This is a genomic window from Curtobacterium sp. MCBD17_019 (assembly GCF_003234555.1).
GTDB lineage: Bacteria > Actinomycetota > Actinomycetes > Actinomycetales > Microbacteriaceae > Curtobacterium.
Window position 1 is genome coordinate 18,767 of the sequence record NZ_QKTT01000014.1, and the last position, 24,405, is coordinate 43,171.

General features: G+C 72.1%; 19 protein-coding genes. 14 read left to right on the plus strand and 5 right to left on the minus strand.

Features of this window, described 5'->3' with window-relative positions; translation table 11 throughout:
* Positions 1-3 precede the first annotated feature (3 nt).
* The gene (locus DEI82_RS12820; RefSeq protein ID WP_181435209.1) at positions 4-534 is read right to left on the minus strand and encodes a DUF3515 family protein; all 531 of its coding nucleotides are present in this window, start codon (positions 532-534) and stop codon (positions 4-6) included.
* A 38-nt stretch (positions 535-572) separates the two neighbouring features.
* Between DEI82_RS12820 and thiL the strand changes: the two genes are divergently transcribed.
* Positions 573-1,571 (plus strand): thiamine-phosphate kinase, encoded by a 999-nt coding sequence (thiL, locus tag DEI82_RS12825; protein ID WP_111037181.1) that lies wholly within the window; start codon positions 573-575, stop codon positions 1,569-1,571.
* Positions 1,572-1,600: 29 nt separating this feature from the next.
* Here the strand turns inward: thiL and rsmD are convergent, their stop codons facing one another.
* The gene (gene rsmD, locus DEI82_RS12830; protein WP_111037183.1) at positions 1,601-2,170 is read right to left on the minus strand and encodes a 16S rRNA (guanine(966)-N(2))-methyltransferase RsmD; all 570 of its coding nucleotides are present in this window, start codon (positions 2,168-2,170) and stop codon (positions 1,601-1,603) included.
* A gap of 84 nt (positions 2,171-2,254) precedes the next feature.
* On the opposite strand from rsmD, the gene DEI82_RS12835 reads away from it, so the two are divergent.
* From DEI82_RS12835 to DEI82_RS12865, 7 genes are all read left to right on the plus strand, one after another.
* Positions 2,255-4,495 (plus strand): ATP-dependent DNA helicase RecG, encoded by a 2,241-nt coding sequence (locus tag DEI82_RS12835; protein WP_111037185.1) that lies wholly within the window; start codon positions 2,255-2,257, stop codon positions 4,493-4,495.
* 26 nt (positions 4,496-4,521) lie between these two features.
* The gene (gene coaD, locus DEI82_RS12840; protein ID WP_111037187.1) at positions 4,522-5,004 is read left to right on the plus strand and encodes a pantetheine-phosphate adenylyltransferase; all 483 of its coding nucleotides are present in this window, start codon (positions 4,522-4,524) and stop codon (positions 5,002-5,004) included.
* 125 nt (positions 5,005-5,129) lie between these two features.
* A complete protein-coding gene (locus DEI82_RS12845) occupies positions 5,130-5,684 on the plus strand; it encodes a DUF177 domain-containing protein (RefSeq protein WP_111037234.1) in 555 nt (184 codons plus the stop codon).
* Positions 5,685-5,687: 3 nt separating this feature from the next.
* On the plus strand, positions 5,688-5,891 hold the full coding sequence (gene rpmF / locus DEI82_RS12850) for a 50S ribosomal protein L32 (RefSeq protein ID WP_111009303.1): 204 nt from the start codon (positions 5,688-5,690) through the stop codon (positions 5,889-5,891).
* Between the two features lie 70 nt (positions 5,892-5,961).
* The gene (rnc, locus tag DEI82_RS12855; RefSeq protein ID WP_258372066.1) at positions 5,962-6,687 is read left to right on the plus strand and encodes a ribonuclease III; all 726 of its coding nucleotides are present in this window, start codon (positions 5,962-5,964) and stop codon (positions 6,685-6,687) included.
* On the plus strand, positions 6,687-7,652 hold the full coding sequence (gene mutM, locus DEI82_RS12860; RefSeq protein WP_111037190.1) for a bifunctional DNA-formamidopyrimidine glycosylase/DNA-(apurinic or apyrimidinic site) lyase: 966 nt from the start codon (positions 6,687-6,689) through the stop codon (positions 7,650-7,652). The genes rnc and mutM overlap by 1 nt, the downstream gene beginning before the upstream one ends.
* 38 nt (positions 7,653-7,690) lie before the next feature.
* On the plus strand, positions 7,691-11,428 hold the full coding sequence (locus tag DEI82_RS12865; protein ID WP_111037192.1) for a chromosome segregation SMC family protein: 3,738 nt from the start codon (positions 7,691-7,693) through the stop codon (positions 11,426-11,428).
* 17 nt (positions 11,429-11,445) lie between these two features.
* Here the strand turns inward: DEI82_RS12865 and DEI82_RS12870 are convergent, their stop codons facing one another.
* Positions 11,446-12,462 (minus strand): TerC family protein, encoded by a 1,017-nt coding sequence (locus DEI82_RS12870; protein ID WP_111009299.1) that lies wholly within the window; start codon positions 12,460-12,462, stop codon positions 11,446-11,448.
* A gap of 202 nt (positions 12,463-12,664) precedes the next feature.
* On the opposite strand from DEI82_RS12870, the gene ftsY reads away from it, so the two are divergent.
* Positions 12,665-13,534 (plus strand): signal recognition particle-docking protein FtsY, encoded by an 870-nt coding sequence (gene ftsY / locus DEI82_RS12875; RefSeq protein ID WP_111009298.1) that lies wholly within the window; start codon positions 12,665-12,667, stop codon positions 13,532-13,534.
* 52 nt (positions 13,535-13,586) lie between these two features.
* Here the strand turns inward: ftsY and DEI82_RS12880 are convergent, their stop codons facing one another.
* The gene (locus tag DEI82_RS12880; RefSeq protein ID WP_258372062.1) at positions 13,587-15,914 is read right to left on the minus strand and encodes a xanthine dehydrogenase family protein molybdopterin-binding subunit; all 2,328 of its coding nucleotides are present in this window, start codon (positions 15,912-15,914) and stop codon (positions 13,587-13,589) included.
* Between DEI82_RS12880 and DEI82_RS16265 the strand changes: the two genes are divergently transcribed.
* Entirely contained in the window at positions 15,913-16,074 is a 162-nt protein-coding gene (locus tag DEI82_RS16265) for a hypothetical protein (protein ID WP_181435210.1), read from the plus strand. The two genes, DEI82_RS12880 and DEI82_RS16265, sit on opposite strands and share 2 nt — an antisense overlap.
* A gap of 73 nt (positions 16,075-16,147) precedes the next feature.
* On the plus strand, positions 16,148-17,704 hold the full coding sequence (gene ffh, locus DEI82_RS12890; RefSeq protein WP_111009296.1) for a signal recognition particle protein: 1,557 nt from the start codon (positions 16,148-16,150) through the stop codon (positions 17,702-17,704).
* 51 nt (positions 17,705-17,755) lie between these two features.
* Here ffh and DEI82_RS12895 read toward each other — a convergent pair whose 3' ends face one another.
* Positions 17,756-18,895, minus strand: coding sequence for a glutamate--cysteine ligase (locus tag DEI82_RS12895; RefSeq protein ID WP_111037196.1), 1,140 nt, complete (start codon positions 18,893-18,895; stop codon positions 17,756-17,758).
* A 225-nt stretch (positions 18,896-19,120) separates the two neighbouring features.
* Between DEI82_RS12895 and aroA the strand changes: the two genes are divergently transcribed.
* The 3 genes from aroA to DEI82_RS12910 all read left to right on the plus strand — a co-directional run bounded on the left by aroA (position 19,121) and on the right by DEI82_RS12910 (position 24,395).
* Positions 19,121-22,258 carry a 3-phosphoshikimate 1-carboxyvinyltransferase gene (aroA, locus tag DEI82_RS12900; protein WP_111037198.1) on the plus strand — a complete coding sequence of 1,046 codons (3,138 nt, stop codon included), beginning with the start codon at positions 19,121-19,123 and terminating at the stop codon, positions 22,256-22,258.
* On the plus strand, positions 22,255-23,433 hold the full coding sequence (locus DEI82_RS12905) for an acyl-CoA dehydrogenase family protein (RefSeq protein WP_111009293.1): 1,179 nt from the start codon (positions 22,255-22,257) through the stop codon (positions 23,431-23,433). Before aroA ends, DEI82_RS12905 begins: the two co-directional genes overlap by 4 nt.
* Before the next feature lie 143 nt (positions 23,434-23,576).
* On the plus strand, positions 23,577-24,395 hold the full coding sequence (locus tag DEI82_RS12910; protein ID WP_111009292.1) for an SDR family oxidoreductase: 819 nt from the start codon (positions 23,577-23,579) through the stop codon (positions 24,393-24,395).
* The last annotated feature ends 10 nt before the right edge of the window (positions 24,396-24,405 follow it).

The following is a 24,405-nucleotide window of genomic DNA, read 5'->3' on the forward strand; positions in this document are numbered from 1 at the left end:
CGGTCAGCCCGCCGGGGTGGCGCTCGCCGACGGCGTGGCGGGCGCGGAGGGCGTTGCCACGTCCGAGGGGTCGAGGCACGCGTGGCCGTCCTTCGGCAGGGTCGACACGGCATCCCCGATGTCCTGCAGCACGTCGCTCGTCGCCGCCGTCGGATCGAGCGCGACCTGCACGGCGGGCGAGCGTCCGAACGTCGTGTAGACGATGGAGTCCTTCCGGGCGTCCCGGATCCAGTCGACCGATCCGAGGGTGAAGCACGGCAGGTCGGACACGGTCGGCACGGGCACGCCGCAGTGCAGGACCACGGCTGCCGGGGTGCCCCAGACGGCCGTGGACTGCGCGTTCGTGGCTCGGATCGCGAGCTTCGACTCGACGGTGGTCGGCAGGCGCACCTGGACCGCGGCGCAGGCCGCGGAGTTCGCCGCCGGCGCCGGTGTCAGCGTGACGGCGTCAGCACAGCCCTCGAGGGCCGCGACGAGGCCGACCGCCAGGGCGATCGCCCCGAGTGCCCGGGGGAGTCGGCGCGAGGAGTGCATCGCCATCAGGCTACCCGAGCGGGCGGTACGGTCGGAGAGTGCACGACAGCGACGACACGGTGGGCAGCGTCGGCGAGCTCAGCGTGCTCGCTCGGATCACCCGTCGGCTCCCGTCCGCCGCATCCGCCCTGCTCGGCCCGGGCGACGACTGCGCGGTCGTCGCCGCGCCGGACGGACGCTTCGTCGTGACGACCGACATGATGGTGCACGGCCCGGACTTCCGGTGGGCGTGGTCCTCGCCGACGGACGTCGGTTGGAAGGCGGCCGCGACGAACCTGTCCGACGTCGCCGCGATGGGGGCGCGCCCGACCGCGTTGCTCGTGGCGTTGGCCGTGCCGCCGCAGACCCCGGTGGGCGTGCTCGAGGCCATCGCCGACGGGTTCGCGGCGGCGTGTGCCACCCTCGCCCCGGGCTGCGGCGTGGTCGGCGGCGACCTGTCGACGTCGGCGACCGCGACGGTGACGGTCACGGCGTTCGGGGACCTGGAGGGCCGGGCGCCGGTGCTCCGGTCGGGCGCACGAGCGGGTGACCAGGTCGCGGTCGCGGGTGAACTCGGCGTCGCGGCCCGGGGACTCGCGCGGCTGTTCGCGGAGGGGGTCGACGACCGCGGCGAACCGGACGCCGAACGGACCGCGGCGTTCCTGGCGGCCTCGCCCGGGGGGACGGACCCGGGCGTCGAGCGGCAGCGTCGCCCCCGTCCGCCGGTCGCCGCGGGGGTCCTCGCCGCCCAGGCCGGGGCGACCGCGATGCTCGACCTGTCCGACGGGCTGGCGATCGACGCCGGTCGCGTGGCCCGGGCCAGCGGTGTCACGATCGACCTCGACCCGTCGGTGGTCCCGGAGGGGCCGGCCCTGCACGGCGGTGAGGACCACGGACTGTTCGCGACGTTCCCACGCGGGTCGGGCCTCCCGGCCGGGTTCCGGCGGATCGGGACGGTCGTGTCGGCGTCCGGTGCGCCGGGCGTGACGCGCGGGGGCGTCCCGGTGTCGACGCAGGGGTGGGACCCGTACGTGGGCTGGGACGGCGCCGTCGGCTGACGCCAGGACGAGCGCGGTGGGTGCCGGGGTCAGTCCGTGATGTCGGGCGCGGCCTCCCACGCGACGGTGTCGCCGTACGTGCGCTTGCTCCAGGCCTGGAGGCCGTCGGGCCAGGTCGGCTGTGGCGACCTGGTGCTGCGTTCCACGACCACGAGCGCCTCCGGCCCGAGCCGGGGGACGAGGGCCGCGAGCACGGCCTGGATCTCGTCCTCGTTCACCTCGTACGGCGGGTCGATGAACACCAGGTCGAAGCGGCGACCGGTGGATCGGAGGTACCCGAGCGCGGACTGTGCGTGGACGTCGATGTGGGTGGCGCCGCCGGTCCGCCGCTGGACCGACCGGGCGTTCTCGCGGCAGGCGGCTGCCGCGGGTGCTGCGCGGTCGACGAGCACGACCTCGACCGCGCCGCGCGACGCCGCCTCGAGGCCCAGAGCGCCCGTGCCGGCGTAGAGGTCGAGCACCGCCGCGCCGGCGACGAGTCCCCGCGCGTCGAGCGAGGAGAACAGGGCCTCGCGCACACGGTCGCTCGTGGGTCGCGTGCCGGCCCGCGGCACGCGCAGCGTCGTGGAGCCAGCGGCCCCCGCGATGATCCGGGTCACGCACGACACCGTATCGGCACCAGCGGACGTCGTGCACGGCCGGGAGGCCCGGTGCATGTCGGCGGGAGCGACTACCGTTGCGACGTGGTCACCGCCAGTCCCGCGTCCGCGTCGTCCCCGGCAGTCACCCCGGACCCGCTCGACGCACGGTTGAGTGGGGTGCTCGGTGGCCGCACCGCGACGGCCTTCGAGAAGGCGTTCGGCATCCGCACGGTGGGCGACCTGCTCGCGCACGCCCCGCGGCGGTACGCCGAGCGGGGCGCGCTGACGGCCCTCGACGAGCTCGCGGTGGGGGAGTCCGTGACCATCGTGGCCGAGGTCGTCGACGTCCGTGAACGGACGATGCGGCAGCGGCGCGGGTCCATCCTCGAGGCACGCATCGGCGACGGCAACGGCATCCTCACACTCACGTTCTTCAACCAGGGCTGGCGCGCGAAGGACCTCGTCGCGGGCGCACGCGGCATCTTCGCGGGCAAGGTGTCCGACTACCGGGGCGCACGGCAGCTCGCGCACCCCGACTACGAGCTGTTCGACGCCGACGATCCGCGGGCCACGGCCGACGCCGACGGCGAGCAGGCGATGCGCTGGTCGCGACAGCCGATCCCGATCTACCCGGCGACCTCGACGCTGTCGTCGTGGCAGATCGCCAAGGCCGTCGGGGTCGTGCTCGACACGTTGCCCGAGCTCGAGGACCCGGTGCCGTCGTCGGTGCGCGCCCGACTGGGCTTGCTCGGGCACCGGCGCGCGCTCGAGCTCCTGCACCGCCCCGAGCGGACCGCCGACTGGAAGGCCGCGCAGGACGCGCTCCGGTACCGCGAGGCCTTCGTGCTGCAGACCGCGCTCGTCCGACGGCGCCTGGCCGCACGGGCGACCGCGTCGACGCCGCGGGTCGCGGCGCCGGGTGGCGTGCTCGAGCGCTTCGACCGGCACCTCCCCTTCACGCTGACGGACGACCAGACGGCCGTCGGCGCGGAGATCGCCGCCGACCTGGCCGAGCACCACCCCATGCACCGGCTCGTACAGGGCGAGGTCGGATCCGGCAAGACCCTCGTGGCGATCCGCGCGATGCTCACGGTGGCGGAGTCCGGCGGCCAGTCGGCGCTCATCGCACCGACGGAGGTCCTGGCGGCGCAGCACCTCCGCTCGATCGTGCGGTTCCTCGGACCGGACCTCGCCGCCGAGCTCCGGCCGGTGATCGTCACCGGTTCCCAGTCCTCCCGGGAGCGGCAGCGGGCGCTCCTCGCGGCGGCGAGCGGCGGGTCACGGCTCGTCGTCGGCACGCACGCGCTCCTCGGCGATCGGGTCGACTTCGCCGAGCTCGGCCTGGTCGTCGTCGACGAGCAGCACCGGTTCGGCGTCGAACAGCGCGAGGCCCTGCGCACCAAGGGCAGGACCCCGCCGCACGTGCTCGTCCTCACCGCGACCCCGATCCCGCGCACCGTCGCCATGACCGTCTTCGGCGACCTCGACGTGTCGACGATCCAGGGGCTGCCCTCGGGTCGGGCCGGCGTCGAGACCCACACCGTCGCCCTCGCGGACCACCCGGGTTGGGAGCACCGGATCTGGACCCGGATGGCCGAGGAACTGGCGTCCGGGCGGCAGGCGTTCGTCGTGTGCCCGGCCATCGAGGACGGCTCGGTCGAGGAGGGCGAGGAAGCCGGTGACGACGCGGTCCAGGCCGACGCGGGCGCGACGGGTCCCACTCGTCGTCCCCCTGCCACCGTCGTCGGGACGGCGGAGCGGATCCGCGCGATGCCGGAGCTGCGGGACCGGCGGATCGCGGTCCTCCACGGTCGGATGCCCAACGAGGACAAGGACGCCACCATGACCGCGTTCGCCGCCGGGGACGTCGACGTGCTCGTCGCGACGACCGTGATCGAGGTCGGCGTCGACGTCCCGAACGCCTCGATGATGGCGGTCCTCGACGCCGACCGGTTCGGGGTGTCCCAGCTGCACCAGCTCCGTGGGCGCATCGGGCGTGGCGGTCACCCGGGCGTCTGTCTGCTCGTGACGAGCGCCGAGGACGGCACACCGGCGCGCGAGCGCGTGGACGCGGTGGCCGGCTCGGACGACGGGTTCGAGCTCGCACGCGTCGACCTCGAACTCCGACGTGAGGGCGACGTGCTCGGTGAGCGACAGTCGGGCGGCCGGTCGTCGCTCACGCTCCTGCGGGTCGTGCGGGACGCCGACGTCATCGTCGACGCCCGGGGTGAGGCGGAGCGGTTGTTGACGGCGGACCCGACGCTCGAGCACCACGCCGTGCTCCGGGCCGCGCTCGACCGGCGCCTCGACGAGACCGACGCGGCGTTCCTCGGCAAGAACTGACACGGCGGCGTCGGTAGGGTCGGTCCATGCCCCAGATCGCCGTCGTCCCCGGCTCGTTCGACCCCGTCACCGTCGGGCACCTCGACGTGATCCAGCGTGCCGCCACGATCTTCGACGAGGTCCACGTCCTCGTCGTGCACAACCCGGACAAGACGAGCAGCCTCTTCGACGCCGCGGAACGGGTCCGGCTCATCGACGCCGCGCTCGACGAGGCCGGGTTGCACGACGGCGTCCGGGTGGAGTCGTGGTCCTCCGGTCTGCTCGTGGACTACTGCCGAGAGGTCGGTGCGCGCGTGATCGTCAAGGGGGTGCGGTCGAGCGCGGACGTCGCGTACGAGACACCGATGGCGGCCGTGAACCGCGACCTCGCGGGTGTCGAGACCGTGTTCGTCGTCCCCGAGCCCGGTCGCTCGCACGTGTCGAGTTCGCTCGTCCGGCAGGTCGCGTCGCTCGGTGGGGACGTCTCGCCCTACGTGCCGCGGGTCGTGGTGGAGGCCCTGGCCCACTGACCCGGAGCGGTGACCGTCGGTGGCGGGCGCCGCCGTCCTGCCCGCACCGCACCGGGTGCGCGCCGCATGCTGGCGCTCGCTCTCGGGCGGGATGCGCGGTAGGATCGATCCTCGTGCCTGGCTTCGTGAACACCCCGTACACCCTGCCGGTGCGTGACATCATGCACCGCCCGGGCGAGATGCGCGAGCACGTCATCGACGTCGAACTCGCGGAACCGTTCGGTGCCGGACAGGTCGCCGTGCCGATCGGTGGGGTGCTCCACGTCGAGGTCCGACTCGAGGGGCTGCACGAGGGGATCCTGGTGTCCGGCCACGCCGACGCCGAGGCCGTCGGCGAGTGCAGCCGCTGTCTGATCGACATCACCGAGCCGGTCGAGGTCGATTTCACCGAGTTGTTCGCGTATGATGCCTCGGAGGATTCTGATCTCCAGGTTCACGATGATCACGTGGATTGTGAACCGGTGATCCGAGACGCGGTGGTGCTCGCACTGCCGTTCCGACCGGTCTGCCGACCGGACTGCCCAGGACTGGACCCGGTGACGGGTGAGCGCCTGGCGGACGTCGGCGAGCGTGTGACCCCAGAGGTCATCGACCCGCGCTGGTCCGCGCTCGCAGCACTCCGAATCGACACCACCGACCCCGACGGCGCTCGTCCTGACGCCGACAAGGAAGAGAGATAAGCCATGGCCGTTCCCAAGCGCAAGAAGTCCCGCGCCAACACGCACGCCCGCCGCTCGCAGTGGAAGGCGGCGCCCGTCGCGCTCGTGAAGACCGTCGAGAACGGCAAGGTCACCTACAGCCTCCCGCACCGCGCCAAGGTCGTCGAGGACAGCGCCGGCACCGCGCTCTACATGGAGTACAAGGGCCGCAAGGTCGCCGACGTCTGATCGAGGCGGATCAGTGCGTGCAGCGTCCGGTTCCCGTGGGTCGACCCCCGCGGAGTCGGACGCTGCACGTCTGCTGGCCGTCCTCGACGTCGACGTCGACCCGGATCTCGTCGACCTGGCGTTGACGCACCGCTCGTTCGCCTACGAGCACGGGGGCATCGCGCACAACGAGCGACTCGAGTTCCTCGGTGACTCGATCCTCGGCCAGGCCGTGACGGTCAAGCTCTACCGCGACTACCCGGATCTGGACGAGGGCGAGCTCGCCAAGCGACGCGCGAGTCTCGTGTCGACCGTCGCCCTCGCCGAGATCGCCCGCATCATCGGCCTCGGCGCCTTCCTCAAGCTCGGTCGCGGCGAGGAGCTCACGGGCGGCCGGGACAAGTCGTCGATCCTGGCCGACACGGTCGAGGCCGTCATCGGCGCGACCTACCTGTCCGCGGGGCCGGACGTCGCCACCGCGCTCGTGCTGCGCCTCGTGGAGCCCCTGCTCGTCGACCCCGACCGCTTCGGCGCCGCGATGGACCCGAAGACGAGCCTGCAGGAACTGGCGTCGGCACGGTCCCTCGGCAACCCCGCGTACCGGGTCACCGAAGAGGGCCCCGACCACGACAAGACCTTCCACGCCACCGTGGTGCTCATGGGCGAGGACATCGCGAGCGGTACCGGATCGAGCAAGAAGAACGCCGAGATGGCCGCGGCGCTCGGCGCGTGGACGCGACTGTCCGGCCGCGGCGAGGAATCGGTCGACCTCCTCGCGACGGACGGCCCCGACGCCGGCACGGGTGACGCCCGCTAGTGCCCGAACTCCCCGAGGTCGAGGTCGTCCGCGCGGGCCTCGAACCGGCCGTCACGGGCGCCCGCGTGCTCCACGTCCACGTCGTCGACGACCGCGCTCTGACGCGACACCGGGGCCCGGCCGAGGACTTCGTCGCCCGCCTGACCGGGCGCACCGTGCAGGCCGCCGTGCGGCGCGGCAAGTTCCTGTGGATGCCGCTCGACGACGTCGGCCCGGGTCCGGAGGCCCTCGTGGCGCACCTCGGCATGAGCGGTCAGATCCTGCTCGGTCGGGACCGCCCGGCCGCTCGGCACCGCAGGGTGGTCCTCGCGGTGCAGCCCGCGGGCCGGACCGCCGACGGCCCCGTCGAGCCGCCGGTCGAGCTCGAGTTCGTCGACCAACGGACCTTCGGTTCGATGGCGGTCGACGCGACCGTCCCGACCGTCGACAGCGCACCCGCGGGGCACGCCGGTGCCGCCGACCAGGCGGATCCCGACGGGGCGTGGCGACGGCGGATCCCGACGCAGGTGTCGCACATCGCACGGGACCCCCTCGACCCCGCGTTCGACGACGCGCGGTTCGTCGCGCTCGCGCACCGGCGGCACAGCGGCATCAAACGGGTGCTGCTCGACCAGGGTGTGGTCAGCGGGATCGGCAACATCTACGCGGACGAGAGCCTGTGGGCGGCCCGGCTGCACCACGACCGCCCCGCCGACGCACTGAGCCGGCGCGCGCTGACCGGCCTGCTCGACGAGGTGCGCGCGGTGCTCCGCCGGGCGCTCGAGGACGGCGGCACGAGCTTCGACGCCCAGTACGTCAACGTGAACGGGCAGTCCGGGTACTTCTCCCAGCGGCTCGCCGTGTACGGGCGACAAGGTCAGCCGTGCCCTCGCTGCGGGGCGACGATCGTGCGCGAGGCGTTCATGAACCGCTCGAGCCACCGCTGCCCCGTGTGCCAGCGTCGGCCGCGGTCGCGCCTGGGCTAGCCTGTGCCCACCGACCGCGCGAGCATGGAAGGCCGTCCGTGTACCTGAAGAGCCTGACCCTCAGGGGGTTCAAGTCCTTCGCGCAACCGACGACCTTCGCACTCGAGCCGGGCGTGACCTGCATCGTGGGTCCCAACGGCTCGGGCAAGTCGAACGTCGTGGACGCCCTCGCGTGGGTGATGGGGGAGCAGGGCGCCAAGACGCTCCGCGGCGGCAAGATGGAGGACGTCATCTTCGCCGGCACCTCGACGCGGGGACCGCTCGGCCGCGCGCAGGTCACCCTGACGATCGACAACAGCGACGGCGTGCTCCCGATCGAGTACGCGGAGGTCACGATCTCGCGGACCCTGTTCCGGAACGGCGGGAGCGAGTACGCCATCAACGGCGAGAACTGTCGCCTGCTCGACGTCCAAGAACTCCTGTCGGACACGGGGCTCGGCCGAGAGATGCACGTCATCGTCGGGCAGGGACAGCTCGACAAGGTACTCCACGCGACGCCGGAGGACCGACGCGGCTTCATCGAGGAGGCCGCCGGCATCCTCAAGCACCGTCGGCGCAAGGAGAAGACGCTCCGCAAGCTCGACGCGATGCAGGCGAACCTCACCCGGTTGTCCGACCTCGCCGGTGAGATCCGGCGTCAGCTGAAGCCGCTGGGACGGCAGGCCGAGGTCGCGCGCAAGGCGCAGTCCGTGGCGGCGGTCGCCCGGGACGCGCGGGCCAGGATCCTCGCGGACGACGTCGTCCGGCTGCGGCGGGAACTCGCCGAGCACCTCGCGGTCGAGGCCGGCCGGAAGAGCGAGCGCATCGTGCTCCAGGAGCGGCTCGACCAGGCGCGCATCCGACAGCAGCACGTCGAGCAGACGATGGTGGGTGACGACGTCGACCGGGCGCGGACGGTGCTCCACGGCCTCGAGAGCGTGCAGGAGCGACTGCGGGGGCTGTCGACCCTCGCGAACCAGCGCCTCCTGCTGCTCGCTCAACAGGCGGACGTGCCCGCCCAGGGCCCCACCGTCACCCCGTCGATGGTCGCGGACGCGCGGGACGAGGCCGAGCGTCTCGAGGCGAACGCCGAGGACCTCCAGGGCGCGCTGGCGTCGGCGGCCGAGCGCGTGGCCCGGGCGCGTGCGTCGCTCGACGCCCTCGACGAGGAGATCGCGGCGCAGAGCGCACTCGTGTCGCAGCACGACCTGGACGCCCAGCGCCTCGGCAACCGCGTCGACGTGGCACGGCAGCGGCTCGCCTCCGCCACGGCCGACCGTGCCCGTCGGGAGCGGGCGCTCGCCGAGGCCGAGGAGCGTGCCGGACGCGCCGAACAGGAGCTCGCCGGGATCGCACGCGACCCGGGACTGGACGCGGACGAGGACGACCTGGCGCAGCTGCTCACGGACGCCCGGGCGGCGCTCGAGGGCGCCCAGTCGCGACGGGACGAGGCGCGGGAGCGGCTGCATCGGCTCGAGCGCGAGCGTGACGCCCTCGCCGCACGCGTGACCGCGCTCGGGCTGTCGCTCGACGTCCGCGACGGCTCACAGGCGCTCATCGACGCCGGGCGCGCCGGGGTGCTCGGCCGACTCGCCGACCACATCCGGGTCGCCGCCGGGTACGAGGCCGCGGTCGCGGCCGCCCTCGGCGGACTCGCCGACGCGGTGCTCGCCGCCACCCGGTCCGCCGCGCTCGACGCCGTGACCGCCGCACGGACGAACGACATCGGTCGCATCGACGTCGTCGTCGCCGACGCCCCGGGCACGGGATCGCACCTGCCCCCGGCCCTCCCGTCCGGCGTCCGTCCGGCACTCGAGGTGGTCGACGGGCCTCCCGCGATCGTGGCGCTGCTCGCGGACACCGTCGTCGTCGAGCCGGGCGCGGACCCGGCCACGGCCGATCTGGAGGCCCTGCTCGCCGCCGTTCCGCAGGCGACGGTCGTCACCGCCGCGGGTGACGTCGTCCGCGCGGTCCTCGTCACGGGCGGCGGGGAACGCGCGACGTCGCGGCTCGAACTCGTGGCCGAGCGGGACACGGCGGCGAGCCGGCACGTCGAGGTCGTCGCGGCCGCCGACGCGGCGGGCACCGACCTCCGAGCTGCGCGTGACGCCGTGGATGCGGCACGCGCCGCGGCGGACGAGGCCGACCGCACCCTCCGCGCCCACGTGGCCGCGAAGGCGGCGTTCGACCGGGCATCGGCGACCGCGCGCACCCGCGCGGAGAACGCGCGAGGCGAGGCCGACCGGCTCCGCGCCGCGCTCGCCGAGACCGCGGGCGCCGTCGAACAGGCGGAGCAGGCGCTCGCCGCCGCAGACCAGGAGCACGCCGCCTTCCTCGCCGCACCACGGCCGATCCTCGACGCGTCCGCGCGTGACGACCTCCTCGACGACCTCGAGGCCGCGCGGAGCGACGAGATCGACCAGCGCATCCAGGTCGAGACCATCCGTGAGCGGGCGCGCGCCGAACGGGCGCGGGGCGCGGCGTTGGAGCGGCAGCTGGCCGCGGAGCGCGCGGCCGCCGAGGAACAAGCGCGCCTCGCGGTGATCCGTCGCCGGCAGATCGAGGCCGCCGAGGGGGTCATCGCCGACCTCCCCGCGGTCCTGGACGCCGTCGATCGCTCCGTGGCTGAGGCCCGCGTCCGGCTGACCGCCGCCGAGGCCGACCGTGCGCGGCGGAACACGGAGCTCCAGACCCTGCGGGCCGAGGAGCAGTCCCTCCGCGACCGGCTGCAGTCGGTCACCGACGGCCTCCACGGGCTCGAGATGGAGATCTACGAGAAGAAGCTGCACGTGTCATCGTTGCTCGAACGCGCCGGCAGCGAACTCGGCCTGGTCGAGCAGGTGCTCGTCGCCGAGTACGGCCCCGACGTCCCGGTCCCCGTGGACGTGCTCGTCGACCCCCGCGTGCGTGCGCGCCAGCACCGCGAGGCGATGCGCGCGGCGGGAGTCGACCGTGACGCGGATGTCGACGCCGACGCCGACGCCGACGCCGACGCCGACGCCGACGCCGACGCCGACCCCGCGACGCTCGATGCCGAGGTCTCCACACTGCCCGGCGGCGCCGCGCTCCCGGACCCGGACGCCGCGCCCCGCTCCGAGGCCGAGGTCCCGACCGTGCCGTACGTGCGCGCGGAGCAGGAACGCCGGCTCCGCGACGCCGAACGGGACCTCGGCCAGCTCGGCAAGGTGAACCCGCTCGCGCTCGAGGAGTTCCAGGCGCTCGAGCAGCGGCACCGGTTCCTCACCGAGCAGCTCGACGACCTGACGAGCACGCGGGGGGACCTCCTCACGATCATCGAGGAGCTCGACGGCAAGATGCAGGAGATCTTCCGCTCGGCGTTCGAGGACACCAAGCGGGCCTTCGACGAGGTGTTCCCGATCCTGTTCCCCGGCGGGACGGGCACGATCGAGCTCACCGATCCGGACGACATGCTCGCCACCGGCATCGACGTCGCCGTGCGCCCCGCGGGCAAGAAGATCGACCGGCTCACCCTGCTGTCCGGCGGCGAGCGCTCCCTCGCGGCGATCGCGCTGCTCGTCGCGATCTTCACGGCCCGGCCCAGCCCGTTCTACATCATGGACGAGGTCGAGGCCGCGCTCGACGACGCCAACCTCGGGCGACTCCTCACCGTGTTCGGACGCCTCCGGACCTCGTCGCAGCTCATCGTGATCACGCACCAGAAGCGGACGATGGAGATCGCCGATGCGCTGTACGGCGTCTCGATGCGGCAGGACGGCGTCAGCGCGGTCGTCGGGCAGCGCGTGCAGGACGCGGAGCGCGAGCGCGCCGCGAGCTGAGCGCCCCGATCAGCGGATCAGGCCTCGACGCGCTGGTCGTGATGGCCGTCGAGCGGTTCGCCGCGGCGGACCCGCCGCGCGGACACGACGAGGCTGACGATCGTCGCCACCGCGACGACGAGCACGATGAACGACAGCGAGAACCAGATCGGGATCTCCGGAGCCCACTCGATGTGGTGACCGCCGTTGACGAACGGGAGCTCGTTGACGTGCATGGCGTGGAACACGAGCTTCACGCCGATGAACCCGAGGATGACGGCGAGTCCCTGCCCGAGGTAGATGAGGCGCTCGAGGAGCCCGGAGATGAGGAAGTACAGCTGTCGTAGACCGAGCAACGAGAACGCGTTGGCGACGAAGACGATGTAGGCGTCCTGCGTCAGCCCGAAGATCGCGGGGATCGAGTCGAGGGCGAAGAGCACGTCCGTGAGGCCGAGCGCCACCATGACGAGCGCCATCGGCGTGAGGAGGCGACGGCCGTCGACCTTCGTGGTGACGCGGTCGCCGTCGTAGTCCTCCGAGGTCGGCAGGATGCGGCGCAGCACGCGGATCAGCCGCGACTCGCCGGCGCTCTCGTCCTCGTGCCCGCCGCGCGCCTGGCTCCAGGCGAGCCAGAACAGCAGCGCGCCGAACAGGTAGAAGACCCACGAGAAGTTGTCGATGATGACGACGCCGAGGGCGATGAACACCCCGCGTGCGATGAGCGCGATCGCGATGCCGACGAGGAGGACCTTCTGCTGGTAGGCGCGCGGGACCTTGAACGCGGTCATGATGATGAGGAACACGAAGAGGTTGTCGATGCTCAACGACTCCTCGGTGATCCACCCGGCGAAGAACTCGCCGCCCGCCTGGTGGCCGCCGAACGCCCAGACGCCGAGGCCGAAGAGGACCGCGATCCCGATGTACACGAGCGACCAGGTCGTCGACTCGCGGATGGTGGGCTCGTGCGCCTTGCGCACGTGCGAGAAGAAGTCGAAGACGAGGAGCGCGAGCACCAGCGCGATGGTGCCGAGCCAGACGGCGATGTGGACGTCCACGTGGATCCTCCAGTAGGGCCGTTCCCGGAATCGGGGACGACGACGACTGAAGGTCTCTTCCGCCGCCCGGACGAGCGGCCGATGGCACCGGGCCCGGATCGTCCCGGACCGTACTGACGGCACCACCGCGGGAGGAATACTCCCCTTCGTGGTGCCAGGCTACCGGTGATCGCGCGCGTTCGGCCCGCTCTAAGCTGGGAGCATGGCGAGTTCCTGGTCCCTCTCGAGTCGGCTCCGCGGGTTGTTCCAACGGCGCACGATCGACGAGACGACCTGGGAGGACCTCGAGGCGGCGCTCATCGGTGCCGACTTCGGGCCGGACATCACGGAAGAGGTCGTCGACGACCTCCGTGCGCAGGTCGACCGGTACCAGACGACCGATCCGGCGGACCTGAACCGGATGCTGCGCGAGGTGCTCGAGGAGCGCCTGTCGAAGCTCGACACCACGCTGAAGCTGTCGAACCGCCCCGCCGTCGTGCTCGTCGTCGGTGTGAACGGCGTCGGCAAGACGACGACGATCGGCAAGTTCGCCAAGTTCCTCCGTACCTACGACCGCAGCGTGCTCGTGGGCGCCGCGGACACGTTCCGTGCCGCGGCGGTGGAGCAGGTCGCGACGTGGGCCCAGCGCGCCGGGGTCGAGGTCGTGCGACCGCAGCAGCCCGGACAGGACCCCGCGTCGGTGGCCTACCAGACCGTCGACCGGGCGATGCGCGAGGGGATCGAGATCGTCGTCATCGACACCGCCGGCCGCCTGCACACCAAGGCGGGCCTCATGGACGAGCTCTCGAAGATCAAGCGCGTCGTCGAGAAGCAGACCGAGATCGCCGAGGTGCTACTCGTCCTCGACGCCACCACCGGGCAGAACGGCCTCGCGCAGGCGCAGGCGTTCATCGAGGGCGCGGGCGTCACCGGTCTCGTCATCACGAAGCTCGACGGCTCGGCGAAGGCCGGGTTCGTGCTCAGCGTGCAGGAGAAGACGGGGATCCCCATCAAGCTCATCGGCCAGGGCGAGGGCATCAACGACCTCACCGGGTTCACGCCCCACGTCTTCGTGCAGAACCTCGTCGGCTGACCGTTCGACGCCTGGACGGTGACCGTGCCCGGGTGTCCGAACGGGCGCCGCATCAGGCTCGGGCCGGCATCCGATCGACGAGGGCGTCCGGTCGGATCGGCAGGCGACGGACCCGCACGCCGGTCGCGTCCCAGACGGCGTTCGCCAGCCCCGCGGCAGCACCGACGATCCCGATCTCCCCGATCCCCTTGCCGCCGAGCGGCGTGAGGTCCTCGCCGGGTTCGTCGAGCCACTCGGCGTGGATCGACTCCACGTCCGCGTTCGTCGCGACGTGGTACGTGGCGAGGTCGTGGTTGCCGATGTCGCCCGCCACGGGGTCGATCTCGGCGTCCTCGTGCAGCGCCATGCCGATGCCCCACGTCATCCCACCGACGAGCTGCGCTCGGGCGGTGCGGGCGTTGTAGATGCGGCCCGCGGCGAACACGCCCGCCATGCGGTCGACCCGTACCTCGCCGGAGTCCGTGTCCACGCGGACCTCGACGAACTGCGCGCCGTACGCGTGCCGCGACCGCTCCGCGAGGTGCTGCACGTCGTCGTCGGTCCGCTCCGTCACGGAGAGACCGGAGGACGGCACGACCGCTCCGCGCTCGAGTCGCTCTCGCAACGAGCGGCAGGTCTTGTCGACCGCCCATCCCCACGAGGTCGTCCCGAACGACCCCGCACCGAGCGCGGCCTGCGGGAGCGTCGAGTCGGCGATGTGCATCCGGATGCGGTCCACCCCGACCTCGAGGGCATCGGCCGCGACCTGCAGGAGCACGGTGCGGGACCCGGTCCCGATGTCCGAGGCGGCGACGCCGACGGTGAACGTCCCGTCCGCCTCGGCGGTGACGGTCGCTCCGCTCGGGACGACGCGAGCGGGGTAGTAGGCGGCGGCGACACCCGCGCCCACCAGCCACCGTCCGTCGCGACGCATGCGCGGCTCGCGCCCACGGGCCTCCCACCCGAACAGCTCCGCCCCCCGGCGGAGGCACCCGACGAGGTTCCTGGTGCTGAACGCCGCCCCGTCGATCGGGTCGACGTCCGGCTCGTTCCGGAGGCGGAGCTCGACGGGATCGATGCCGAGTGCGGCGGCGAGCTCGTCCATCCCCGATTCGAGCGCGAAGCTCCCGGGTGCCTCTCCGGGAGCGCGCATGAAGCGGGGTGTCGGCACGTCGAGTGCGACGTACCGGTGCGAGGTGCGGCGGTTCGGTGCGGCGTACACGTGGCGGGTGCAGTCCGCCACCTGTTCGACGAACGTGCCGATCGTGGAGGTCTGGGTGCGGACGTCGTGACCGATCGCGGTGAGCGTGCCGTCCGGACGCGCTCCGAGGCGGATCCGGCTGGCGGTCGGCGTGCGGTAGCCACCGATCGAGAACACCATCTGCCGCGTGAACACGAGCTTCACACGACGGCCGGTGACGAGTGCGGCCATGGTGGCCAGGGGCAGATCGGGCTTCGGCGAGCCCTTCGAGCCGAACCCGCCGCCGACGTGCGCGGTGCGGAGCCGGACCGCGCTGTCGTCGATGCCGAACAGGTCGGCGACCACACCTGCGGCCAGGGACGGCCCCTGCGTCGCCTCGATGAGCTCGAGCCGGGCACCGGCAGCGGCGCGTGGTCGACCGTCCTCGTCCTGCTCGCGCGACGGGCCGACCCACCACGCGGTCGCGGCGTGCGGCTCGAGCGGGTTGTTGACCTGGGGTGGCGTGGTGTAGGTCGCGTCGAGGACGACGTCCGCGTCGGCGAGCGCGCGGTCGAGGTCGCCCTGGTCGGTGTCCGGCTCGAGGTCGCCGTTGATCGACTCCGGGGCGACGAACACCCCGGGGGCGTCGTCCGGACCGAAGGACGGTTCGTCGGGGAACACCGTGTCCGCCGGCTCGGCGTCGTAGGTCACCCGGAGCGCGGCCGCGGCCGCCCGCGCGGTCTCGAAGGTCTCCGCGACGACGAGCGCGACCGGTTCGCCCCGGTAGTGGACGCGGTCACTCTGCAGCACGAAGAGCTCGGTCGTCGGGACGGCGGTGAGCCGTGGTGCGTCGTCGGCCGCGATCACGGTGACGACCCCCGGCATGGCGAGCACCGCCTCCCGGTCGATCGCCACGACCCGGCCGCGTGCGATCGCGGCCTGCACGACCCACGCGTAGCAGGCGACGTCCTCGCCGCCGGTCTCGGCGGCGTACCGAGCCCGTCCGCGGACCTTGTCGGCGCCCTCGACCCTCGGGAGGGGCGCGCCGAGCACCGGTCCACGTCGCTGCTCGTCCACCGACTCCATGCGCACCGCCTCGTCCACGACCACCTGCGCGGCGATCTCGAACCCTTCTACTCCCGGACAGCTCGCGCCCGCGGGGCTAGCGTCGACGGTGGTCGGGCGGTCGCCCGGCCGTCGGCTCGACCCGGAGGCTCTCATGCGCTGGCTCCTCACCATCGCGACCATCGTCGGCATCGTCCTGCTGGTCGTCGGTCTGCTCGGCGCAGCCCTGCGCATCCTGCTCTGGATCGGGATCGTCGTGCTCGTGATCGCGGTGATCGGGTGGTTGGTGCGCCTCGTCACCGGTCGTCGCGCCTGACGACCGGCGCGCGCGCCCGCGGTGGGCGGGCCGGGAGGCACGGCACGGGTCCGGCGCGTAGAATCGCGGGACCATGGCGCAATTCGGCACACTCTCCGATCGGCTCACCGAGACCTTCCGCAACCTGCGGTCCAAGGGTCGACTCACCCCGTCCGACGTCGACGGCACCGTCCGCGAGATCCGGCGTGCCCTGCTCGACGCCGACGTGGCGCTCGAGGTCGTCAAGTCGTTCACGGCGTCGGTCCGCGAACGCGCCTTGTCGGACGAGGTCAACAAGGCGCTGAACCCGGCCCAGCAGGTCGTCCAGATCGTCAACGAGGAACTCGTCGGGATCCTCGGCGGCCAGCAGCGCCGCCTCGAGTTCGCGAAGCGCCCGCCGACGGTCATCATGCTCGCGGGCCTCCAGGGCGCGGGCAAGACGACGCTCGCCGGCAAGCTCGGCAAGTGGCTCAAGAAGGACGGCCACACCCCGATGCTCGTCGCCGCGGACCTGCAGCGGCCGAACGCGGTCACGCAGCTCCAGGTGGTCGGCGAGCAGGCCGGCGTCGAGGTCTACGCGCCCGAACCGGGCAACGGCGTCGGGGACCCGGTCAAGGTCGCCAAGAACGCGATGAAGGTCGCGGTGGACCGGCAGTTCGACACCGTCATCGTCGACACCGCCGGGCGGCTCGGCGTCGACGCCGAGCTCATGAAGCAGGCGGCGAACATCCGCAAGGCCGTCGACCCGGACGAGGTCCTGTTCGTCATCGACGCGATGATCGGTCAGGACGCCGTGGCGACCGCGCGCGCCTTCCAAGAGGGCGTCGACTTCACCGGTGTCGTGTTGTCCAAGCTCGACGGTGACGCCCGCGGTGGTGCCGCGCTGTCGGTGGCCAGCATCACGGGCCGACCGATCATGTTCGCGTCCACGGGCGAGAACCTCGACGACTTCGAGCCGTTCCACCCCGACCGCATGGCCAGCCGCATCCTCGACCTCGGTGACGTCCTGTCGCTGATCGAGCAGGCGCAGCAGGCCTTCGACGAGGACGAAGCCCGCAAGGTCGCCGAGAAGATCGCGACCGACTCGTTCACGCTCGACGACTTCCTCAAGCAGATGCAGCAACTCCGCAAGGCGGGGTCGATCAAGAGCATGCTCGGCATGCTGCCCGGCGCGAAGGGCATGCGCGAGGCCCTCGACTCCTTCGACGAGCGCGAGATCGTCCGGACCGAGGCGATCATCCAGTCGATGACGCCGCAGGAGCGTGCGCTGCCGAAGATCCTCAACGGGTCCCGTCGCCTGCGGATCGCGCGCGGTGCCGGGTCGACCGTCACCGAGGTCAACCAGCTCGTGAACCGGTTCGAGCAGGCCGCGAAGATGATGAAGACGGTCGCCAAGGGTGGCGTCCCCCAGGTGCCCGGCATGGGCCCGGTTCCCGGTGCGTCCTACGCGGGCAAGCGGCAGCAGCCGAAGAAGAAGGGGTCCAAGGCGGGCAACCCGGCCAAGCGCGCTGCGCAGAACGCGGCCATCGCGTCCGGGCCCCAGGCGCCGACGGCGCCGACCGGCGGTGGCTTCGGGCTCGGTGGTGCGAAGAACCCGAAGGCGCCCACCGAAGAGGAGATGGCCGCGCTCGGCAAGTTCCTGAACCGGTAGCGGCGGGACGGACGTGCGGTGCGCCTCCCGTCCGTCCCGTCGGTCGCCCGGTCACAGCACCGCGTCGATGCTCTCCCCGAGCTCGGTGACCAGGGACCGGACGACGGCCCGCATGTCGTCCTCGTGCTCTGCCGCGACGCGGAGCTGCCGCTGGTAGGACGCGCCCTCCTCGAGGACGCGGTCGAGCCCGTGGAGCTCCTCGAGGCACCCCAGGCGCTCGGCGACGGGCTCGAGTCGTACGACGAGGTCGCGGACGTCGTCGGACACGAGGCGCTCGTCACCGGCGCCGTCCACGATGATCTCCGCCTCCATCCCGTACCGAGCCGCACGCCACTTGTTCTCGCGCACGAACCAGGGCTGCATGGTGGGGAGGGTCTCCCCGGCGTCCAGCCGATCGGACGCCTCGGTCACCAGGCACTGCACGAGCGCGGCGACCGCGGCGAGTTCGTGCGCCGTGCTGATGCCGTCCGAGACGCGGTTCTCGAGCGTCCCCCACTTCGGCGACGGTCGGAGGTCCCAGCGCAACTCGGTGTGGTCGTCCACGACACCGGTGCGCACCATGTCGTCCACCATCTCCTCGTAGTCCGCCCACGCACCGAACTGCGGGGGGAGTCCCGCCGTCGGCAGCTGCTGGAACATGAGCGCACGGTTCGAGGCGTAGCCGGTGTCGACGCCGGCCCAGTAGGGACTGGACGCCGTCAGCGCCTGGAGGTGTGGCACGGACGCGAGCATCGCGTTGAGGATCGGCAGGGCCTTCTCGCGGTCGTCGATGCCGACGTGGACGTGCACGCCCCAGATGAGCATCTGGCGACCCCACCAGCGCGTGCGATCGATGAGGGTCGTGTACCGCTCACTGTCGGGCGTGACCTCCTGCTGGTCCCACTGCGCGAAGGGGTGCGTACCCGAGCACATCACGTCGGTGTCGAGCACGTCAGCGGCCGTGCGCACCGCGGTCACGATGCCGGCCAGGTCGCGGACCGCGTCGCGGACGGTGTCGTGGACGCCCGAGACGACCTCGACGGTGTTCGTCAGGAGCTCGTTCGTGACCCGGTCGTGTCCGAACCGCTCCCGCACCGCGAGGAGCACGTCGGGCGCCCGCGGCGTGAGGTCGCCCGTGGTGCGATCGACGAGCGGCAGCTCCCACTCGATCCCGATCGTGGACGGTCGTGACGACGTGAACGCGATGTCCATGCGCGGCCTTTCGGAGGCGGTCGGTGGGCCCGGGGACACGGCTCCGTCGCCGGCTCGGGACACGCGCCCGGGGTCGGGCGCCGGTTTGTCGGATCGGGTCCCATCCTGCCTCGTGCATTGTCGGACACGCACAACAACGGCTCCCGCGCGTCGTTCCCCCGGCGGTTTCGACCCGCGCTCGGCGAGGACTACGGTGGATCCGCTCCGCCACGGAATGAGGTACGCATGCAGCTGGTCGTCCGCGGGACATCCGCACCCCTCGTCGGGGAACTCGACATCCCGGTGTCCAAGTACCACGCGCATCGAGCGCTGGTCCTCGCATCACTGGCGGAGGGCACCAGCGTCGTGTCGGGCATCAGCACGACGCGGCAGGTCGAGTGGACGGTCGGGACGCTGCGGGCGCTCGGTGTCGACATCGTGCGACGGGGCAACGACTACCTCGTGACGGGGCTCGGCGGTCGCTACGTCGCCACCGACATCGTCGACCACGGCTCCCGCGGGGCGGACGGTCTGCTCAACATGGGCTCGTCCGGGACCACCCTCTACTTCATGACGGGCCTGGCCGCACTCGCCGACCGCCCGATGACGCTCACGGGCATGAAGTACTTCCAGCGGCGCCCGATCAAGGCGCTCCTGACCTCGCTCACGCAGATGGGCGTCGAACTCGAGGCGACGAACGACTGCCCGCCCATCACCGTGCAGCCCCGACGGCCGCGCGGTGGCGACGTCTCGATCGCCGGCACCCTGTCGCAGTGGGTCTCCGGACTGCTCCTGGTCGCCCCGTTCGCCGAGCAGGAGACCCGCATCCACATCACGGGCGGCCGCCTGAACGAGCAGCCCTACGTCGAGCTGACGGTCGCGATGATGCGCCAGTTCGGTCTGACCGTCGAGGTCTCGGACGACTGGCTCGAGTACCGCGTGCCGGCGAACCAGCGCGCGACGCCGCACGACTACGTCATCCCGCCGGACATCGGCTCGGCCGCGTTCGGGATCGCCGCCGCGGGCATCCGCGAATCGGACGTGCTCCTGCGTGGGATGACCTCGTTCCGGACCGCCGACACCGACCACCCCGAGAGCGAGTTCCTCGACCTCGCCACCGCGATGGGCGTCCCGATGCGCATCGACGAGGAGACCGGGTTCGTGCGCATCACGCACGACGGCTCGCCGCTCCGGCCACTCGACATCGACTGCCAACCGATCCCGGACCTCCTGCCCGTCCTGTCCACCATGGCGACCTTCGCCGAGGGCACGAGCCGCCTGTGGAACGTCGCGCACATCCGTCTCAAGGAGTCCGATCGCGTCGCCGCCATGCTGCAGCTGAACCGGATGGGCGGCCGCGCGGAGCAGGGCGCGGACGAGCTCCGCGTCACGGGGGTGCAGCAGCTCACCGGATCGCCGATGTCGTCGTTCAACGACCACCGCGTGCTCATGTCGCTCGCCGTCGCGGCGTCGAAGGCCGACGGCGTGTCCGCGCTCACCTACCCGAGGGCGTACCGCATCTCCTACCCGACGTTCCTCGAGGCGATGAACTCGGTCGGGCTCGACATGGAGGTCGGGGATGCCACCGCGGCGCTCGCCGCGGCCGACTCCGCCGAGGGCTTCGACCCCGAGGACGCCGCCGAGGACGTCCCCGCCGTCGCCGCCGAGGAGACCGCGGTCCCGGCGGGGATCGACGCCGAGCCGCTCGTGCTCAGCGAGCGCGTCCGGGCACTCGCCGAGTCGGACCCCGACGGAGCCGCGGTGATCGAGGTCGGCGGACCGGCCCCGGTCACGACCACGTGGAAGCAGCTCCAGGACGAGGCGGACCAGGTGTCCGCGCTCCTGCTCGAGCTCGGCGTGCGCAAGGGCGAGTCGGTCGCGATGCAGCTGCCGAACTGGCGGGAGTTCGTCGCCATCACGCTCGGCGCGGTGCAGATCGGCGCCGTCGCGACCCCGATCATGCCGGTGTTCGGACCGCGTGAGACCACCATGACGCTCGCGCGGTCGCGTGCCCGCGTCGTGTTCCTGCCGAACGTGTTCCGCAAGCGCCGGCCCGCGATCGAGCTGCTCGACGTGGTGGACGAGGCCGCTGCGCAGAACCGTCGGCTCGCGGTCGAGCACGTCGTGGTCCTGCGGTCGGAGGCCCGCGGGCACCAGGACACCCCGACGAACCTGCCGCCGATGCCCGCTGACGCCATGGACCGCGTCGACGCCTCCGAGTGGAACTGGCGGTACTACGACACCGCGCTCGAGTCGGTCCAACCGGACACCGCGCAGATCCGCTCGATGGCGCCCGGTCCGGACGACATCTGCCAGCTGCTGTTCACCTCCGGGACGACGGGGGAGCCGAAGGGCGTCCAGCACCCGCACCGGACGCTGGGCCTGGCCACCGCGATGCACGTCGCGCAGACCGGCCTCGGTGCCCAGGACCGCATCTACATCCCGTCGCCGTTGGCACACCAGACCGGGTTCCTCTACGGCATGCTCCTGGCGTTCCGCCTCGGCGTCGCGCAGGTGATCCAGCCCGTCTGGGACGGCCGCGTGGCGCTCGACCAGGCGTTCGGAGCGGCCGGGGCGACGTTCGTGCAGTGCGCGACGCCGTTCCTGACCGACCTCGTCGACCTCGTCGAGGCCGGGGCCGAGCAGCCCGCGTCGTTGCGGATCTTCGTGCCCACGGGCGCCGCGGTCCCACGCGCGCTCGCGCAGCGCGCCGCGACGGTGCTCGGGAGCGCGATCCTCGGCGCCTTCGGCACGAGTGAGACCTGCCTCGGCGCGCTCTCGAGCCCGAGCGACGACCCGGCGGACGCATACGGGCACGACGGGCGCGCGTTGCCGGGCATCCGCCTGCGCATCGTCGACGACGAGGGCACCGAGCTCCCGGTGGGCAGCGAGGGCAACTTCGAGCTGCACTCGCCGACGATGTTCGACGGGTACCTCGACCGCCCCGACCTCACCGACGACGTGTTCACCCCGGACGGGTGGTACCGCACCGGCGATCTCGCGCGGATCGACGACAAGGGGTTCCTCAGCATCACCGGCCGGGTGAAGGACGTCATCAACCGCGGCGGTGAGAAGATCCCCGTGGTCGAGATCGAGAACCTGTTGTACCAGCACCCCCTCGTGACGGACGTCGCGATCGTCGCGATGCCCGACGAGCGACTCGGGGAACGTGCCTGCGCGTTCGTGGTGTCGTCGCGTGACGACGAGACCCTCGACTTCGGTGCGATGCAGCAGTACCTCGAGCACGCCAACGTGTCGAAGTACTACTGGCCGGAGCGGCTCGAGTACATCGACGAACTGCCGCGGAACGCGGTGGGCAAGGTCCAGAAGAACGTCCTGCGCGAGCAGGCCGCGGCGCTCGTCGCCCAGAAGGAGAACTCATGACGCAGGTGACCGAGACCGTGGCCCCGTTCGACGAGGACGCGTTCCAGCAGCTCAAGGCCGAGGTGGACGCGTGGGTGCGCGGCCCCGGCGAGGACTACGCGAACGAGATCGAGCGCACCGGGCAGGTCCCCCCGCAGGTCCTCGTGGACCTGCGCGAGCGTGGCTGGCTGGGCCTGGCGGCGCCCGTCGAGCTCGGCGGTCGTGGGATCCCGTTCCCGCGCTACCTCGAGATCATGGAGATCATCTCGCGCTCCCACGGCTCGATCCGCATGCTCGTGCACGTCATCAACGGCACGTGGCGCGCCATGGCGCCGTACGCGACTCCGGAGCAGCTCGAAGAGGTCGTCAAGCCGTCGATCGCCGGTGACACGCTCGTGGCGTTCACGCTGACCGAGGCGACGGCGGGTACCGGTGCGGACATCCGCACGACCGTCCGGCGCGAGGGCGACACCTACGTCATGAACGGCGAGAAGCACCTCATCACGTTCGGCGTGAAGTGCGACTACTGGCTGCTGGCGGCGCGGCTCGAGGGGTCGACGGGCCAGGAGGGCACGGTCGCGTTCCTCATGCCGAACTCGGGTCTGCCGGGCGCCGAGGTGATCGACGACTCGGACACCATGGGCATCCGGGGCACCGACCACGCCATCCTCAAGTTCCACGACGTCCCGGTGCCGGTGTCCGCGCGCCTCGGCGAGGAGGGCCAGGGGCTCGAGGTCGCGCTCGGCGGGTTCCTCCTGCCGAGCCGCGTGTCGGTCGCGATGAGCGCCGTGGGTCTGGCCGAGCGTGCGAACGAACTGGCTGTCGAGTACGCGAACACCCGCGAGACCTTCGGCAAGAAGCTGAGCAGCCGACAGGCGATCCAGTTCTACCTCGCCGAGAACTACGCGGACATCGCGGCCGCGCGGGCCCTGGTGTACGAGGCCGCCCGCGCCTACGAGGAGGGCCGCCCCGACGCGGGAACGCTCTCGAGCGCGTCGAAGATGGTCGCCGTGGACATGCTCGCGCGGGTCACCGACAAGGCCCTGCAGGTGCACGGCGGATCCGGCTACTGGAAGCGCAACACGATCGAGCGCGTGTACCGCGACGCCCGTGCGCAGCGCTTCGAGGAGGGCACGAACGAGATCCAGAAGCTCGTGGTCGGCCGCGCGGTCGTCACCGGACAGGCGCGATTCTGACATGACCTCGGTCGGGAGGCGCGGGGCGGGCCCGTCCCGTGCCTCCCGACCGTCAGCACCAGCGTGACCGTCCCACCCGCGTGACGTCCGCCCCACCCCCGACCGGCGCGCACGCGCCGGCACCAGCGAGACAAGGAACCCCCGTGGCCGACACCACCAGTGCACCCGTCGCCGTCATCACCGGCGCATCCCGCGGCATCGGCCGCCTGCTCGCGAAGAAGCTCGGCGCGCGCGGCGTCACCGTCGTCGTGACCTACAAGGGCAACGCCGACCTGGCCGAGGAGTCGCTCGCCGACGTCAAGGCCGCCGGTGGTGACGGCATCACCGCCCAGGTCGACATCGAGCAGCCCGAGTCCATCGACGCGCTCTTCGACGTCGTCCGCGACACCTACGGACGGCTCGACTACTTCGTGGCGAACGCGGCAGCCAGCGCGTTCAAGGCCGTCAAGGAGCTGAAGCTCCACCACCTCGACCGCAGCTACGCGACCAACGCGCGGTCGTTCGTGCTCGGCGCCCAGCGCGCGGCGGAGCTCATGGACGACGGCGGTCGGATCGTCGTCGTCACGTCCTACGGCTCGCTGCGGGCGTTCCCCACGTACGCCGCGCTCGGCGCCGCGAAGGCGATGACCGAGTCCTACATGAAGTACATGGCGGTCGAGTTCGGTCCGCGGCAGATCACCGTCAACGCGGTCAACGGTGGACTCATCGACACCGACTCGCTCGACTACTTCTACTCGAACGTCCCCGGTCAGGCCCCGATGCACACCGTGCTCGAGAAGCTGCCGCTGCAGCGGCCCGGCACCCCGGACGACATGGCGGACGCGGTCGACTTCCTGCTCTCGGACAAGGCGTCCTACATCACCGGACAGGTGCTGTCGGTCGACGGTGGGCTCACCGTCATCGCGCCGCCCTTCTGGTCGGACACGACGTCGCCGCTGCGCGACGCCGTCCTGCCGGAGTAGGACCCTCGCG